The following is a 15,704-nucleotide window of genomic DNA, read 5'->3' as shown; positions in this document are numbered from 1 at the left end:
TACTAACCCCTGTACGCCTACCGGAATTGTGTACTATTATATAATGTACAATTTAAACTCGATCGCCAGTGGGGAATGTGGAACTATCTTCTAGAGTAGAATACGCCCTGTTAGCGCTCTTGGAACTGGCGAGCCACCATCCGAAGGATTCGCCCCTAACAGTAAACGAAATTACTGCTTCTCAAGAGATACCGGAACGCTATTTAGACCAAATACTTGCCGTGCTGCGGCGTGCAAGTATTGTCCAGAGTCTGCGGGGCGCTAAAGGCGGTTATTTGCTAGCGAAAGAGCCTTGGCAGATTACTTTGCTAGAGGTGTTTTCGACTCTCGAAGGTGACGGCAGCGGCAACACCCAAAAAGTTTCGGAATCTGCAACAATAGAAAAAACTGCGGTGCTAGAAATCTGGCAGGAAGCTCAACAGGCATCTTTGGCGGTTTTGGGCAAATACACATTACAAGATTTGTGCGAACAGCGGGATCTTCGCAAACAAGCACATCCCATGTACTACATTTAAATGGAGAGAAATTAAGCCATGAGAATTGCTAAGGATGTTACAGGAATAATTGGCAGAACTCCTTTAGTTCAGCTCAATAAAATTCCCCAAGCCGAAGGAGTAGTTGCTCAAATTGTGGCCAAATTGGAAGGGATGAATCCGGCTGCTTCGGTGAAAGATCGGATTGCAGCCAGCATGATTCAGGCTGCAGAAGAGGCGGGGTTAATTCAACCCGGGAAAACTATTTTAGTTGAACCGACTTCAGGCAATACTGGAATTGCTTTGGCAATGATCGCGGCGGCGAAAGGCTACCGTCTGATTTTAACTATGCCGGATACGATGAGTACGGAACGCCGATCGATGCTGAAAGCTTACGGAGCTCAGTTGGAATTAACTCCGGGACATGAAGGGATGTTAAGCGCGATCGCCCGTGCGGAAGAAATTGTAGAAGAAACCCCCGACGCTTTCATGCTGCAACAGTTTCGCAACCCCGCTAATCCGAAAATTCACCGGGAAACCACGGCCGAGGAAATTTGGGAAGATACAGAAGGTAAAGTAGATTTTTTAGTTGCGGGAGTTGGCACCGGCGGTACGATTACTGGAGTTGCTGAGGTAATTAAACAGCGGAAATCGAGTTTTAGGACGATCGCAGTTGAACCAGCCACCAGCCCCGTGCTTTCTGGAGGTAAATCTGGTGCTCACAAAATTCAAGGGATTGGTGCAGGATTCATCCCGGAAGTGTTGAAACCCGAGTTAATTGATGAGGTGATCGCAGTTAGCGACGAAGATGCGATCGCCTACAGTCGCCGACTAGCCAGAGAAGAAGGATTGTTGTCAGGAATTTCTGCAGGCGCCGCTTTGTGTGCCGCAATTCAAGTCGGCAAGCGTCCGGAAAATGCTGGAAAATTGATAGTTTTTGTCCAGCCTTCTTATGGCGAACGGTACCTCAGTACAGTCTTGTTCAAAGATTTAGAATTGCCGACTGTCAGGGAACTCGAAGCATTAGTCAGCAATTATTAAATAGTAGTAGGGGCGAGCGTCATTACAGCGACATTGCTATCAGCTTAACCCGAAAGACCGCCAGGGAATTAATTCCCTGGCTCAAAGCGAAAGTCCTCTGAAGAGGACTAATGAGTTAATAGTCCTCTTCAGAGGACTTCAGCTTTGAGGCAGGGGTTTAAACCCCTGCCGGACTGCACCGAAAGCGCATATTTGTTGACAGCAATACTCCTGACCTTACCCTACTTTTCAGACTTGATACAACTTCCAACTCGCCATCGCCAACATTCCGTAAATAACAAACTTTAGCGGGCGTTGAGGCATAATTTGGCAGAATTTAGCACCTACCAAAACTCCCGGCACCGAACCCAACCAAATTGGCAAAACTAAACTCCAGTCTACCGTTCCGAGGCTGAGGTGTCCCAGAGATGTAAACATCAACAAAATTGCCGCCTGCGAAATATCTGTACCCACCAATTTAGAAGTATCCAGGCGGAAAAAAGCAATCAGCAACAGTGCAAACATCGCACCGGAAGACACGCTAGTGATTCCCACTATGCAGCCTAAAATTGCTGCTGCACCCACAGTACAAATACGGCCATAATTAGTATTTAAGTCCCATTTAGCGGGCGAAGGCAATTTAAAACTAGGGAAAAATGTTTTGACCACTAATTTGGTCAGCGATAAAGCGACAATTAGTGCAATCCCTACTCCGAGACAGCGCAGCAATATGCTGTCTAAGTCCTGAGTTCCGCTGGATTTGATGCAGTGTAAAATCCACACGCCAGTAAGCGAACCGGGCACGCTGCCCAAAGCCAGCCACTTAACTATTTGCAAGTCGAGGGTCTTTTGCTGCCAGTGTTTGAAGCCGCCAACAACTTTCATCAGTGTGGCAGCTACGACATCCGAACTAATAGCAATTGAGGCCGGAACCTGGAAGACAAAAATTAACATTGGGGTGATTAGCGACGCTCCGCCAACTCCGGTCAAACCAACGATAATGCCCACAAAAAAGCTGAGAAACGATAGTAATAAGTAGTTCACTGTTATGCCCAAAAACTGTGTATTTAAGCGCTGCCAACCAACAAATAGATAACTTGGGCGGCTACAACAACACAGCTACACAGGCTAAATATCACTTGCATTTCAATACTTTTTACCAAAATTTTGTCTCTTCAAGGCTTTAGAGTTGCCGCGTTCTCAGCAACAATATTCTTGGTAAAAGTAAGTAAATGCAAATAAACCAGACTACAGAAATTGTAGTGTAAAAGCTCCCTGATTTTCTTAAATGTACCTGTGTAACCGATCAAAAACCCTGGATTGATTTATGGGGTTTGTATTTTGTCTTCTACCTTGAAGTGACGATCGTCATAGGTAAAGTAGAGCTGAGGTTAACCGACTCCTTGCCGGCAAAGAAATCGGGAGTATCGAGAACATTAAAATGAATCAATGCCACAATGACAAGAGTGAAGGCGGTTGATGATACTAAACCCGTCAATAACTCTTTCTTGAAGTTTTTTTCCTTGGGTTTGTCTGTAAAAAAATCTAAAGTTCCTAGCTGCATCAACAGAATTCCCGCAATATTGGAAAGCCAGTAGCCGACAATTGTGCAAGGAAACAGTAAATCTTGGGAAAGCAAGCTACAGATATACCCAAAGGCATAGGCAATTGGCAGATTGAAAAATATGTCGTTCCACCAACACAGCGGTGATAGCAAATATCCAATTGCCAGAAGCAACCCGCCTCGGATCTTTTTAAACCAGACTTCGTTAAAGCCCTTAGCTTCTGGCAACTGTTGGGTCAGTTGTCCTGCAAGCTGGTACTCTTCAATGACTTTTTTAGCGTTTTCCACGTTAATAGCTCATTACTCGATCGACTTACCGTAGTTTAACAGCCCAAATGAGTTATGTCTAGTAAGTCAATCTAGTTACCGTATTTTGTGGGTTTTCGGCTAAATATACTTTGTTTCCAGTACAAAAATATCTATCCGGGAGAGGTTGTTGAGAATGCTGGCTAGTGTTAGTTTAGGCGCCGATCGAGAAATTGAAAGTTTCAGGCAAATGCTTGACAGTTTGCCAAAGATATGCATTGTCTATGCCCCAGTAAAATTGCAGGTAAACCAGCAAAAGCCCGATCGCGACAGTCACGCCCAGCAATTTAGCTAGCCAGACGGGAAACCCCACACTATACCGATCGAAGGTTAGTGTGGGATGAAAGGCGCGTGAGACTCCTGATTCCACCTGTTTATGACCTCAAAAGTATAGTTTTGAGGAATGAACAGGTGGATGACGACATCAAAGCACAACAAGTATATTTATTCAATAGGTCAATCTTGTTGTTCGATATAATTTTTTAATTGCTTGACACGGAATAGCATTTTTGGGTAGGTTTATACTAAATAAATGCGTAAAGGTCGTAGCGCGATGAAGACAACATACCAGTATCAATTTTATCCCGACACCAATCAGAAACTATCTCTTAACCACTGGTTGAGAATTTGCCGTTATTGGTACAACAGGCAGTTAGGTGATCGCTTTGATTGGTGGGAGATGAATCGCACTACTGTGAATGCTTGTCCATTGATAGCCAGTATCTCTGCACCCAGGGAAAAGCCCAACTACTACTCGCAAAAGCAACAATTGCCCGTCATTAAGAAAGACTTGGTAAAAGTTTTTCATAGTGGCGAACTTTTGGATTTTAAACAGGTAGACTCAACTATCCTGCAAGATGTATCTAAGCGAGTAGATAAAGCATTTGAACGGTTTATCGTAGGTGATAGTAAGGGTGGAAAGTCGGGTAGACCCCGATTTAAAACTGAAGCAGATTACCGAACGATGACTTTTTCTACGGCTAACAATGATTGGATTAAATTGGTTCGCAAGAATTGGATTTATATTCGATTGCCGAAATTAGGGGTCATAAAAGTTCGGATGCACCGCTCAATCCCCGATGGATTTACCATCAAGCAAGCTAGTGTAACCAGAAAGGTTGATGGTTGGTTTATTCAATTAATGCTTGAAGACTCTTCTGTTCCCGAGTTCATACCTGACAAAATTAGCCCAAATTGGGATAATTCAATTGGGTTGGATGCAGTGCTGAATGAAGATGTCTATTTGGCAACGTCGTCTGGGGAGAAGTTACCCTCGTTAAAACCGCTTCGTAAAAACCAAGCCAAGTTAGACCGTATCTCAACAAAACGAAATAAACGGAAACGAGGTTCTAAGTCGAGACGTAAATTAGCTAAAAAAGAAGCAAAACAACACCAAAAAATAGCTCGTTTTCGTCAAGATTTTCACTATAAGACTGCTCAAAAATTAGTAAGGTCGGGAGCTAAATTCTTTTTTCATGAAGACTTAAACTTGAAGGGCTTAACTAAACGAAACAAAGTCAAGCAAGATGATAATGGCACTTACCTTCCAAACGGCCAGTCAGCTAAATCGGGACTAAATAAATCTTGGTTAGACGCTGCGTTTGGTCATTTTTTTAAGACGCTGGACTACATAGCCGAAAAAGCTGGAGCAGTCGTCATTCCACAAAAACCTGCTTATACCTCAATGGTTCTCAGTTATCGGAATGAAATTATTTTCACCGATTGCGGTATTCGAGACTATTGGGATGAGCAAAATTCTTTGATGGTCGATCGTGATATTAATGCTGCGATTAATTTGAAAAGACTGGGGTTGGACATTTTCCCCAGTATAAAATGCCGTAGTGGGAATCTTTCTGTAGTAGGAACTATGGATGATAGTACCGCGAAGGAAATTTTGTATACCCTTCATCGGGCTGCAAAGAAGCCTACACCATACTTTACTCAGTTGGTGTAGGAGTATGTCACGGACTATTTTCGCGACAGTCTCCAGCACTACGAATGCTGCCCAGATAGCAGCACCTAAGATGATAATGGAAGCGATCGTGGCAACTGTATCGCTGTTCATAGTTAACTCCTGTTGACAATCAATCGGGTATTACAAAACTACTTGGGCTGACGGCGGCTGCAAAGATAAAATAAATTACTCCAATCCCCAATAAGCCGACAGCCGAACTGAAGACGAATATCAACCAATCTGACGGTTCGTAGGTATCCTCGTCAATTTGGCGGCGAACGGTGAAGTAGTGCAAAGTTGAGATGAAGACTGTCCCCAAACCTATGAGAGAGAAGATTAAACCCAACTTCCACCCCATCCCCAGGCGGTACTGTACGGGCATTTGCACGACGCGAAGTCGGACGATGACGACGCCAAAACCCATGAGGGCGACCGCAGCCCGCATCCATGCTAAGAAGGTGCGCTCATTTGCCGATCGATCGATCGCCCGCGACAGATTTTGCTGCGTTCGTTTCTCATCATCTACTTGCATCGGTTTGAACGATAATTGCACGCGATCGAACTCTTTAAGATTGATATAAAACCTGCGCCCTTATTCTGGTGCCATCAAACCTTCTAAGCTAGAAGGAACGGTGAACATATAATAAATTACCCCAGCCCCTAGGATGGCGATCGCGAGGCTGAAAAGAATTACCCAGCGATCGGTAGGTTCATAAGTATCGTAATCGATATCCTCGCGGACGCCGAAGTAGTGCTTAGTTGATAATAGCACCGTCAGTAAACCCACTATTGAAAAAAGCAAACCTAACTTCCAACCATTGCCGGGAGTTGGCAGCAGAGGGGGATGAAAGGCGCGAAGGCGCACGATAACTACCCCAAAACCCATCAGCGATATTGCTGTCCGCATCCATGCTAAATAAGTGCGCTCGTTTGCCAAGTGATCCCGCACCCGCGACGGATTTGGTCGCTTAATCTTTTCTGTATTTACTTTCGTGGATTTCCAATTTAATAGCATAGATAAACCTTTTAATTTTAACGCCAAATTAAGAAGGGAAACCGATATATTTTCGCTGGGACGATTATCCGCCGGGGATCGATCCCCGGCGGGTTCTGGCGTTGCAACGGGCTTTACACAGGCGATCGCATTACAACTTCACCAAAACTAATCATTTTCCTCAGTAGGTGCGTTGGGAAGTTGCGAATCTATGTAAGCCTGAGTCACATCAGGAACAAACCAATTCGCATCCCCAGGCTGGAAAATTTTAGCAGTAGGAACGTTGAATTCTACAGCCGCCGTATCGGGATTAGCTCTCGCTACAACTTGAGTTCCGTCAACTATCTTAACAGCTAGACCGCCAGTCAATTGTTGTGAAGGTTGATCTGCTGACCTTAAATCGGTTGCATTGACATCGCTGGGCAGATAAATGCCATCGCAATCCCATTTATGTTCAGTTGTTTGGCCGTCAGCTAGAAAATAAAGGGCATTCTCGTAAGAAGACTCCGCTGCTTTTTTGCGTTTGGGGCCGTAGACAGCCAGGGTTTTTCCAGTTTCGTTGCGGCACTGACCCCAAGGTTTTCCCGTTTCTAAAGTGTATTTTTGAAACTCCAATTGAGCGATTTTTTTCCTGAGTTCCTCAGGGGTATAATTCTGGGCGGTATCGGGTGAGTCTTTCGCTGCCTTGAGAGTGTTCAGAGCTTCACTCACCTCTATGTAGTCGGGATTGCTCGCATATCTCGGCGTTTTTGGAGCGTCGGCCCAGGAGGGGGGAACGAATACTAAATTGGCGACCATTACCAAGAGCACTAAAACAAATTTGAAGATTTTCACAATTTTTGTCCTTTTCTAGGTTGTCAGGTTTTTTCCCACTTTCTGTTTGCTTGCTATCTTAGGACTTAGGCAAAAACGAACTCTCTTTAACAGGTTGGCCTGAGAAACCAAATTTTGCAGAATCGAAAATTATGGTTTTTTAGGATTAGACCTATTGTCAAAGTCGAGCGGCGTGGGGTAGTGGCGAAGTGTTCGGGCGATATTTTAAGGATTCCTCCTCAAGTTTTTAGCTGAGTTGGATTCACCACTACAGGATTTAGTGAAATGACAGGTATATTCTTGCCTAAGTCTGGCAACTGGCTAGCTCACAATATGGCTTGATCTTTCGTAAAAATTCGAGGCTAAATTAGTTTGAAGCTGCTTTTAGCTCGGTCAATTAGTTCATTATTAACTTAGCATATTTAGTGATATATGGCAAGTAATTTAGACACCCTTTTAAGAAAACAATTGGTAAGGTAAAAATGATAAGTTAGAACTTATGAAGTTAGGAAAAACTATCTACCTATAGAGGGATGTAAGTAGCGGAACCGGGGCTAATTCTTAGTTAGATTGAAATGCCGGGAGCAGGCGATAAGTGCCGCTTTCAATCAGAATGAATATTCCCAAGCCAATCAAGACAAAAGGGACAACAGCCTTGGTATAGCGAGTCAAAATACGGGCGATCGCCCTTTGGCGAGTTAACAGGTAAGCGGCATAAGACCAAACACCTACCATCACCGAGAAAACCGCCAAAATCACCACCAAGCTCGGCAAATCGCTGCTAGCAAACAGCGGCAAATAAATACCGATGTTGTCACCCCCGTTAGCCACTGTTACCGCAGCCACATTCAAAGTTTGGGGGTTGAAAAGATTTGCTAATTTTGACACAGCAGATGAATTAGATTGACGGTTAAATTCGCCCGATACCGCTTGTACCTCATTTTCCTCATTTTCTCTGTTGACTAAGTGACTGATGCCGATCGCGATCGGAACCAAACCCAGCAAGCCAATCCAAGCTTTCGGCACAATTAAACCGCCAAAAAAACCCGGCAAACTAGCAGCGATGAGTGCTGCAAATCCGAGGTACTTACCCACAAAGATATGCCGGGGGCGGAAAGTATCATTTACCTGGGCGAAGAACAGCATCGAAAGCACCATATCGTCGATATTGGTTGCGGCAAAAGATGTAATCCCGGCAATAATCGCTGCTGCAATCCAATTCATGTGCTGTCCCTGCAATTTTTCTAGACTTCCGTTTCCCTGGCGTTACTTCTGCTCATAGTTATCAAACAGAAAGCACAACCGACTAAAGATATTATACTTAAAGTTGGGCTTGCCAGAGTGCCGCTTTTCACCAGAATCGCCATTCCCAATCCGATTAAAACAAAAGGCACAAGCTGATTGCCGTAGCGAGTCAAAGTATCTGCGATCGCCCGCATCTGAATTAACCGATAAGCAGCGTAGCACCAAACGCCCACCATCCCGAAGAATACAGTCAGAACCACCGCCAAACTTTCTAAAGTATTGCTAGCAAAAAGCGGCACATATATCCCGATATTGTCGCCCCCATTTGCCACCGTCACCGCTGCTACGCTGTAAGTTTGAGGAGACAGAAAACTGCTAAAAAAAGATTTCTCAGATTGCTCTAATTCTGCCTCAGCTTCCGAATCGTCAGTTTCTGGATTCAGCAAGCGGCTAAGCCCGATCGCAATTGGCAGCAAACCCAGCATTCCGATCCAATCTGGGGGAAAGATTAAGCGGCCAAAAAAGCCGGGAAGGCTAACAAAAACCAGTGCAGTAAAGCCCAGAAACTGACCGAAGACGATATGCCGGCGCCGAAATACTGCATTCACCTGCGAGAAAAACAGCAGCAGAATCAGAATGTCGTCTAGATTCGTAGCCGTAAAAGCTGTCATTGCGGTAGAAATTGCTGTTACTAATTCATTCATTTCTGTGTCTCCTCATATTTTTATTTCGTACTTGCTGGGATCGTATCTTCGGAACGGGCAAGATGCCCGTTCCACAAAAATTAAATTTTATTGTGGCTGTTGAGCCTAGTCCGCCCTTGAAAGGCCGATCGACAATCCTGCAATATCTCAGTAAAAACCCCTTTGCTAAAAACTATTCGTTCTGACTGCGAACTGGTAACTGCTAATCACAAACCACCACTGTCGAAGGGGACTGCATTGAATCGAACACCACCGTAAATTGCATTTTCTTACTCGAATTTGGCATGAATTGCGTCAATACCCTGCTCCATCGAAACCACAAGTCCCGGATAGCGCCGCCGCTGCAAGAAAAACCACCCGCAAGTAAGCACCAAGTACATCAAGAACAAGTAAGGAAACGCATGGTAAGGAGCTTCGGGAACTGGGAACATAGTGCTGCCTGGAATGCCCACGCTGCCCGCAATCGGAATCATCATAAATGCGATCGCCGCCACCGAGAACACCACATCCTGCACGCGCAATTTACCAATTTTGTGCAGGTAAACCGGAGCTGCGATCGAAATCAAGATGTATACCGTTAAAAATCCGTAGCTGCAAATTGCCCCCAAATAGCCCATACAATCGAACAGTTTGATGTTAAACATAGACATCACAGCAGGCACCAAAAATGTCATAAATGTACACATCGTTACTGCAACGTGGGGAGTTCTATTAGATGAATGCGCTACGCCTAATGAAGAGTGAAACAAACCGTGGCGCGCCATCATAAAAAACACTCTCGCCGCTGGATTGATGCTGCCGAGCACGCAAGCAAAAAAGCTAAATAAAGCGCCCAAAGCCACTAACTCTCCCAGCCAGCCCATGCCCACTTGTTGCGATAGAAAAGTCAGAGGTTCTTCACTATTAGTAATAGAAACTCCAGTACCGCTAAAACCCAAAACCTCAATATAGGTCATCAGAACGAAGAATAAGCCTGCCATGACAGCACTGCCCATGACAGCTCTGGGGATATTTTTTAATGGTTTTTTCGCTTCGTCGCCCAGAGATGTAGCACTTTCAAAACCAGAGAAACCAAACATTACTAATACAAGTCCCGTCGCTATGTTGCCGGGAGTTACGCCTTCCAAAGTCAGTTGCGACATATCTAAGGCAAAACCTTTGTGCGCCCAGATGATAATTCCTAAAAGTGCGATCGCCGCCACTGATGCTCCCTCCAGCCACAGCATCGCCATAGCTGAGAGTTGGATATCTTTATAACCTGCATACCAAGCAACGCCGGCCCCGATCGCTAACAGCGTAATCGGTGACGGATGGATGCCTAAATGACCGATGAAAGTACCCGTAAAGTTGGCAAAACCACACAAAACGGCCATCGCAGTAAATAGATAAGCGAGTACCAAACTCCAGCCGCAAATTACGCCGGCAGTCGGGCCAAGTCCTTTAACAATGTAAGAATAAAGAGAACCTGCAGAAGCCGATCGACTTGCAAATTGGTTGATATTGATGCTGACAAATACTAGGCCCATCAAGCCGATGGCAAAACTCAGCCAAGCACCGTTTCCTGAAAGAGCGACGATTAAACCTATATTAGATGCGGGTATAGTTGTAGGTGCAATGACGGCAAAGGATTGAGCTAAAACCTCCCCGAATGAGAGGCAGTCCGGCTTTAAGCCGTGTGCACTCTGATTTTTTGGCGTTTTCTTAGTCATTTATCTTCTCTCTTTTTGTCGATCGACTTTTGGCGATCGGCTTAAACTTATCGATCTTGCTTCAGCATCGGGCCCTGCATTAGAAGCTTAACTATCACCTTAAGGCTCTTCAGGGGTAGAATCAAATGTTGTTTTTTATCGAATTAATAAATACAAGTGATGCAGTGCCGCCCCGAAAATAACTGTTGGAATACGAGATCTATCTGTCCCCAAAAGCTCAAACCCTTGACGTTAAAAGGAAACTTCAAATAGCGGCTGGCAACCGTGCTTTTTTGGTAATTCCAACCTCTACAATAGAGTCGATCGAAAAGTTCAGGTCAAAGCTGAGCCGCCAAAGATTTTAATCTCAAAAAATAACTGTATTTAGTAAAAGGGTACTCAGCATGGCCGGAATGACACTTGACCAACTGCGAGTTTTTCTAGCTGTCGCGGAACACCTGCACTTCAGCCGCGCGGCGGAGGAACTTTACATCACCCAACCCGCTGTTAGTGCGACAATCCAAAGCTTAGAGGCGCAATACGGAGTAAAACTATTTCACCGCATCGGCCGCCGCATCGAAATCACAGATGCTGGGAAGTTGCTGCAAGTTGAAACTCAGAAAATTCTCGACCAAGTTGCTTTGACTGAAAGAGGTTTGCGGGAGTTGAACGACTTGCAGCGAGGCGATTTAAACTTGGGTTGCAGTCTGACCATTGGCAATTATTGGTTGCCTGATAAACTTAGCAAGTTCAAACAGCAATATCCCGGTATTTGCGTGAATTGTACTCTTGCAAATGCCGAAGAAATTTGTGCGGGGACGGCGACGGGAACATTTGATTTGGGTTTAGTGACGGGAGACATCAAAGCTTCGCTTAAGAGCACTCTGGAAGAAGAAGTTGTAGGCAGCGAACGCTTGCTGATTGTAGTTGGCAAATCTCACCCTTGGTTTGAACGTGCAGATGTGAGTTTAGCGGAAATTGCGAAAACGGATTGGGTGATGCGAGAAGCTGGTTCTGGAGTTCAGCAAATGTTGGAACAAGCTTTGCAAAGTTGGGGCATCAATCCCCAGGAATTGAATGTAACTTTAGTGTTGAACAGCAGTGAAATGGTAAAAGCGGTGGTGGAAAGCGGCACAGGTGCAGCGGCTATTCCTGAATTGATGGTAAAAAAAGAATTGCAGCTATCTACACTGCGATCGATTAAAATTATAGATAGCCAACCAAGTTCTAATGTAGCTCTGGAAATAATTAAACCTGTTTTAAAACTGAAGCACCGACAGCGTTTTCAAACTGGAATTACTAAAGCTTTTGAACAGATATTAACTCAAGGTGCTGCTAATTAATAATTCAGACTTACCCACCAATACTCAAGAAACCGGGTTTTTTACCGACATAAAAAGCTAAACACCGTCTATTTTCGTAAAAACACCCGGTTTCTGGCCCCCCGTGCTTCCAGAATTATAATTATCTCTCAACCAATTGCCTCAAGTCCAATAAATTTTTACCCCCATCACCAACAATCAGCGGCAATTTCCCATCCCATTTTTCTATAGCCTGCCTTTCCAAAAGTTCAGGAGTCAAATTGTCCCGCAGCAACCTTTGCACTTCGGCTTCTCCCTTAGCTAAATTCACCTTAGCCTCGGCTTGTTTTACTGCCTTCAGCGCTAAAAACTCCCCTCTTTTTGCCTCCTGTTCGGCAATTTGTTTCGCCTCCACCGCCTCGCTAAATCGCTCAGAAAAGTGAACGTGTACTAAAGAGATATCGTCAACGGCAATGTAATATGTAACCAGCCTCAAGGTCAAATAATCATCAACTGCGGCTTTAACTTCTCCGCGTTTAGTAATAATTTCTTCAGCAGTGTATTTTGCCATAACTGCTTTTAATACTTCTTGAACTGCCGGCTCGATAATGCGAGCGACTACTTCTTTTTCGTCACCTATTTGTTGAAAAATAGCATTGGCTTTTTCTGGGATAATGTGCCAGTTGAGCGCTACATCCGTGAAAACATCTTGCAAATCTTTTGAGGAAGCTTCAGCGGAACTTTCCTGTTTTTGCACCCGGACGCTCAACTTTTTTACAGTATAAACTGTGGGTAATATTACGTGAATTCCTTCTCCTAGTACCTGTTCTTGCACTTTCCCAAACTGCATCAGCACTCCCCGTTCTCCAGCGTTAACTATGATAAAAAATTTGGACAATATAGCTAAAAAAACTATCACTAGAGCTAGTTGAACAGCTATGTAAAAATCCTTATTTTTTTTAGTGTTTGATTTGAGTGAGTCAATATTACTGCTGGATTCTAAAACCATATTCCACCCCAAACGAATTTAATTATAAGACCAATATTGACTTAACCGCTCTTCTATTTGCCTTCGAGCAACAACTGTTCAAAATCCGCTGCTGTCAAAGGAGGACTGAACAAATATCCTTGCATCATATCGCACTTATAGCGCCAGAGAAAATCTTTTTCTGCTTCCGTCTCAACTCCTTCGGCAATTACCTCAAGACAGAGACTGTGGGCCATTTCAATAATAGCTTTTACAATCGCTGCATTTGTGCAACCGTCGGTGATCTTGCTGATAAAACAGCGGTCTATTTTTAAAGTATCGAATGGGTATTGCGTCAGATAGCTTAAAGAAGAATAACCAGTTCCGAAATCGTCAAGAGATATACAAACTCCCAAATTTTTCAAGTGTTGCAAAGTCGCGATCGCACTTTCGGCATCCTCCACCATCAAACTTTCTGTCAGCTCTAATTCCAAACTGTTCGCTTCCAAACCAGTTTCTGCTAAAATTTGGGCAACTCTGCTGCTGAGATCCGGTTGGCGAAATTGGCGCGCCGACAGATTTACCGCTATTCGGAGCGGAAAACCAGCATTTTGCCAAACTTGCATTTGTCTGCAAGCTGTCTGCAACACCCACTCGCCTAACGGTACAATGAAGCCAGTTTCTTCGGCCGCCGGAATAAATTCTGCGGGCGAAATCAGCCCTTTTTCTGGATGCAGCCAGCGCACTAAAGCTTCTGCACTTATAATTTTACCTGTCTGGACATTGACTTGCGGCTGATAGTAAACTTGGAATTCTTCTCGTTCCAGTGCATTGCACAAACGGGTTTTTATCGGCTCTAATTTGTCGGCAGTATTTTGGATAAATTCGCTGCCTTGCCCTCGCAAAGTATTGTACTGTTCGGCGACAGCTTCTTGTTTTTTCAAGCGGCTCGATATCGCGCCCACAAGTTCAGCTTTACTAAAGGGTTTAGTCAGGTAATCATCTGCTCCCAATTCCATACCTTGCCGCATTTCAGAGCGATCGGCTTTACCGGTGAGAAAAACAAAAGGTACTGTAGCAGTAACAGGATTAGATCGCAAGGCCACCAGCACCCCATACCCGTCAAGTTCTGGCATCATCACATCGCAAATAATCACGTCGGGAACATTTGACACCGCCGCATATAAACCTTGTGCTCCATTTTCTGCACCCGTCACGTCGAAACCTTCAGCTTTGAGGAGTTTGAGAATATTCTCGCGAATTAGTTGCTCGTCCTCAATCACTAGAATTTTTTTCATACGTCATTCCCTGAAAGCGGTATAATTGATAGGCGTTACTGAACGCCATAAGCGTCCCAATAACTGAGAACGCACAGCTCGATCGGCCCAACAGCGGAATATTTTCCGACACAAATAGCAAACACCTGAAAAACGCTAATTTTTCAAGCACAACTAGATTAATGTTTCTCTGCTTACTCAGTGCCGTCCGTATTATTACGAGGTTAATTAATAATCTCTCAACTAATTCTAGGCGATCGACAGTTAGCAGCGCCTTAAATAACTGCTAAACTAATTGTGCCGCCTGAACGATTGTCTGCAAACAATCTCAGCCTATTTATACCAGTTGTCAAAAATAATGCAACTGCAAGCAACTTCCAAACCCTTGCGGAGTCAGTCTTTCCCCATTATTCAATGTAAAATCTAAACTTTTAAATCTCAAATGGTATTACCTACTGGATTTCCTGAACCCGCACAGATTGGAGTCATAGAAGTTAAGCAATATCCTCACTACCGCGCTGTCACCTACACCCACGCGGGCGATTTGCGACAAGCAACTGGCATCGCCTTCAATCCCTTATTTCAACACATCAGCAACAACCAAATTGCGATGACAACGCCAGTAGAAGCGCGCTACACCGAAACTTCCGGGCAAATCGATGCGGTTCCCGAAGCAAAAGTTTCGTTCCTCTATCCCGCACCAAATATCGCCCCCAGCAGCGTTAACTCCGCTGTAGAAGTCACAGATACTTCGCCGATGACGGTTGTCAGCATCGGCGTGCGCGGGGCCTACACTTGGGAAAGCTACGAAAATAACCTCCAGAAACTCAAAGATTGGCTTCAAGAACATCCCGAATACGAAATAGTCGGGCCGCCGCGCCGCTTTTTTTACAATTCCCCGATGACGCCGGAAGCAACTAAAATCAGCGAGGTACAAATTCCGATCAAGTGCCGCTGACGTGAACAACTAATTCGCGAATGTGACCCCGCTGGCGGTGTTCCCACAGGTAAATTCCCTGCCAAGTTCCTAACAGCAACCTGCCGCGATCGATCGGGATTTGTTCAGAAGTATGAGTCAGCGCAGTGCGAATGTGGGCTGGCATATCATCTGGACCTTCCGCATCGTGAATGTAGCGATCGCCCTCCGGTACCAGTTTAGCCAAAAAGTTAGCCAAATCCTTAAGTACATCTGGGTCAGCATTTTCTTGAATCACCAAACTAGCAGAAGTATGGCGCAAAAATAAGCTACACAGTCCCGTCTTAATACCTGAAGTCGCCACCGCCTCTTCTATCTTAGGAGTGATTTTGCACAGAGATTTCCCTGTAGTTTGAATCTTGAGTATCTGTTGATAGTGATTCATTCGATTTTAGATTTTAGATTTTAGATTTTGGATGAGA

The 15,704-nt window shown here is 44.6% G+C and carries 17 protein-coding genes; 5 read left to right on the top strand and 12 right to left on the bottom strand.

What is annotated here, in order from left to right; all coding sequences use genetic code 11:
• Positions 1-77 precede the first annotated feature (77 nt).
• Together QUB14_RS10885 and cysK are read left to right on the top strand one after the other, a co-directional pair.
• Entirely contained in the window at positions 78-515 is a 438-nt protein-coding gene (locus QUB14_RS10885; protein WP_333216982.1) for an Rrf2 family transcriptional regulator, read from the top strand.
• A gap of 18 nt (positions 516-533) precedes the next feature.
• The gene (gene cysK, locus QUB14_RS10880; RefSeq protein WP_333216980.1) at positions 534-1,514 is read left to right on the top strand and encodes a cysteine synthase A; all 981 of its coding nucleotides are present in this window, start codon (positions 534-536) and stop codon (positions 1,512-1,514) included.
• Positions 1,515-1,742: 228 nt separating this feature from the next.
• Here cysK and QUB14_RS10875 read toward each other — a convergent pair whose 3' ends face one another.
• From QUB14_RS10875 to QUB14_RS10865, 3 genes are all read right to left on the bottom strand, one after another.
• Positions 1,743-2,537, bottom strand: a complete 795-nt coding sequence (locus tag QUB14_RS10875) for a sulfite exporter TauE/SafE family protein (RefSeq protein WP_333216978.1) — start codon at positions 2,535-2,537, stop codon at positions 1,743-1,745.
• Positions 2,538-2,841: 304 nt separating this feature from the next.
• On the bottom strand, positions 2,842-3,345 hold the full coding sequence (locus tag QUB14_RS10870; RefSeq protein WP_333216976.1) for a hypothetical protein: 504 nt from the start codon (positions 3,343-3,345) through the stop codon (positions 2,842-2,844).
• Positions 3,346-3,517: 172 nt separating this feature from the next.
• Positions 3,518-3,733: a hypothetical protein gene (locus QUB14_RS10865; RefSeq protein ID WP_333216974.1), complete on the bottom strand. Its 216-nt coding sequence runs from the start codon at positions 3,731-3,733 to the stop codon at positions 3,518-3,520.
• Positions 3,734-3,895: 162 nt separating this feature from the next.
• On the opposite strand from QUB14_RS10865, the gene QUB14_RS10860 reads away from it, so the two are divergent.
• Positions 3,896-5,317 carry a transposase gene (locus tag QUB14_RS10860; protein WP_333216972.1) on the top strand — a complete coding sequence of 474 codons (1,422 nt, stop codon included), beginning with the start codon at positions 3,896-3,898 and terminating at the stop codon, positions 5,315-5,317.
• A 130-nt stretch (positions 5,318-5,447) separates the two neighbouring features.
• Here QUB14_RS10860 and QUB14_RS10855 read toward each other — a convergent pair whose 3' ends face one another.
• The 6 genes from QUB14_RS10855 to QUB14_RS10830 all read right to left on the bottom strand — a co-directional run bounded on the left by QUB14_RS10855 (position 5,448) and on the right by QUB14_RS10830 (position 10,782).
• The gene (locus QUB14_RS10855; protein ID WP_333216970.1) at positions 5,448-5,870 is read right to left on the bottom strand and encodes a DUF202 domain-containing protein; all 423 of its coding nucleotides are present in this window, start codon (positions 5,868-5,870) and stop codon (positions 5,448-5,450) included.
• Between the two features lie 39 nt (positions 5,871-5,909).
• Positions 5,910-6,332, bottom strand: coding sequence for a DUF202 domain-containing protein (locus tag QUB14_RS10850; protein WP_333216968.1), 423 nt, complete (start codon positions 6,330-6,332; stop codon positions 5,910-5,912).
• A gap of 147 nt (positions 6,333-6,479) precedes the next feature.
• Positions 6,480-7,145 carry a hypothetical protein gene (locus tag QUB14_RS10845; protein ID WP_333216966.1) on the bottom strand — a complete coding sequence of 222 codons (666 nt, stop codon included), beginning with the start codon at positions 7,143-7,145 and terminating at the stop codon, positions 6,480-6,482.
• Positions 7,146-7,685: 540 nt separating this feature from the next.
• Complete coding sequence (locus QUB14_RS10840) at positions 7,686-8,348, bottom strand: cadmium resistance transporter (RefSeq protein ID WP_333216964.1); 663 nt, start codon at positions 8,346-8,348, stop codon at positions 7,686-7,688.
• 20 nt (positions 8,349-8,368) lie between these two features.
• Entirely contained in the window at positions 8,369-9,073 is a 705-nt protein-coding gene (locus tag QUB14_RS10835) for a cadmium resistance transporter (protein WP_333216962.1), read from the bottom strand.
• Positions 9,074-9,342: 269 nt separating this feature from the next.
• A complete protein-coding gene (locus QUB14_RS10830; protein WP_333216960.1) occupies positions 9,343-10,782 on the bottom strand; it encodes an APC family permease in 1,440 nt (479 codons plus the stop codon).
• Positions 10,783-11,174: 392 nt separating this feature from the next.
• Between QUB14_RS10830 and QUB14_RS10825 the strand changes: the two genes are divergently transcribed.
• Positions 11,175-12,104, top strand: a complete 930-nt coding sequence (locus QUB14_RS10825) for a LysR family transcriptional regulator (protein ID WP_333216958.1) — start codon at positions 11,175-11,177, stop codon at positions 12,102-12,104.
• Between the two features lie 121 nt (positions 12,105-12,225).
• On the opposite strand, the gene QUB14_RS10820 is transcribed toward QUB14_RS10825, so the two are convergent.
• Positions 12,226-13,071 carry a prohibitin family protein gene (locus tag QUB14_RS10820; protein ID WP_333216956.1) on the bottom strand — a complete coding sequence of 282 codons (846 nt, stop codon included), beginning with the start codon at positions 13,069-13,071 and terminating at the stop codon, positions 12,226-12,228.
• A 53-nt stretch (positions 13,072-13,124) separates the two neighbouring features.
• The gene (locus QUB14_RS10815; protein ID WP_333216954.1) at positions 13,125-14,327 is read right to left on the bottom strand and encodes an EAL domain-containing response regulator; all 1,203 of its coding nucleotides are present in this window, start codon (positions 14,325-14,327) and stop codon (positions 13,125-13,127) included.
• A 421-nt stretch (positions 14,328-14,748) separates the two neighbouring features.
• On the opposite strand from QUB14_RS10815, the gene QUB14_RS10810 reads away from it, so the two are divergent.
• Complete coding sequence (locus QUB14_RS10810; protein WP_333216952.1) at positions 14,749-15,264, top strand: heme-binding protein; 516 nt, start codon at positions 14,749-14,751, stop codon at positions 15,262-15,264.
• Here the strand turns inward: QUB14_RS10810 and QUB14_RS10805 are convergent.
• Positions 15,251-15,667 (bottom strand): secondary thiamine-phosphate synthase enzyme YjbQ, encoded by a 417-nt coding sequence (locus QUB14_RS10805; protein ID WP_333216950.1) that lies wholly within the window; start codon positions 15,665-15,667, stop codon positions 15,251-15,253. The genes QUB14_RS10810 and QUB14_RS10805 overlap by 14 nt on opposite strands.
• Positions 15,668-15,704 lie beyond the last annotated feature (37 nt).

The sequence above is a fragment of the Microcoleus sp. B3-D2 genome (assembly GCF_036705345.1).
In the GTDB taxonomy this organism is placed as follows: Bacteria; Cyanobacteriota; Cyanobacteriia; order Cyanobacteriales; family Microcoleaceae; genus Microcoleus.
This window is presented reverse-complemented; position numbering and strand designations above follow the sequence as displayed.

Coding starts and splice junctions, on each gene's coding strand:
- QUB14_RS10840 (WP_333216964.1), bottom strand. CDS start 8,348: ATGAATTGGATTGCAGCAGCGATTATTGCCGGGATTACATCTTTTGCC.
- QUB14_RS10815 (WP_333216954.1), bottom strand. CDS start 14,327: ATGAAAAAAATTCTAGTGATTGAGGACGAGCAACTAATTCGCGAGAAT.
- QUB14_RS10810 (WP_333216952.1), top strand. CDS start 14,749: ATGGTATTACCTACTGGATTTCCTGAACCCGCACAGATTGGAGTCATA.
- QUB14_RS10850 (WP_333216968.1), bottom strand. CDS start 6,332: ATGCTATTAAATTGGAAATCCACGAAAGTAAATACAGAAAAGATTAAG.
- cysK (WP_333216980.1), top strand. CDS start 534: ATGAGAATTGCTAAGGATGTTACAGGAATAATTGGCAGAACTCCTTTA.
- QUB14_RS10830 (WP_333216960.1), bottom strand. CDS start 10,782: ATGACTAAGAAAACGCCAAAAAATCAGAGTGCACACGGCTTAAAGCCG.
- QUB14_RS10805 (WP_333216950.1), bottom strand. CDS start 15,667: ATGAATCACTATCAACAGATACTCAAGATTCAAACTACAGGGAAATCT.
- QUB14_RS10860 (WP_333216972.1), top strand. CDS start 3,896: ATGCGTAAAGGTCGTAGCGCGATGAAGACAACATACCAGTATCAATTT.
- QUB14_RS10835 (WP_333216962.1), bottom strand. CDS start 9,073: ATGAATGAATTAGTAACAGCAATTTCTACCGCAATGACAGCTTTTACG.
- QUB14_RS10825 (WP_333216958.1), top strand. CDS start 11,175: ATGACACTTGACCAACTGCGAGTTTTTCTAGCTGTCGCGGAACACCTG.
- QUB14_RS10820 (WP_333216956.1), bottom strand. CDS start 13,071: ATGGTTTTAGAATCCAGCAGTAATATTGACTCACTCAAATCAAACACT.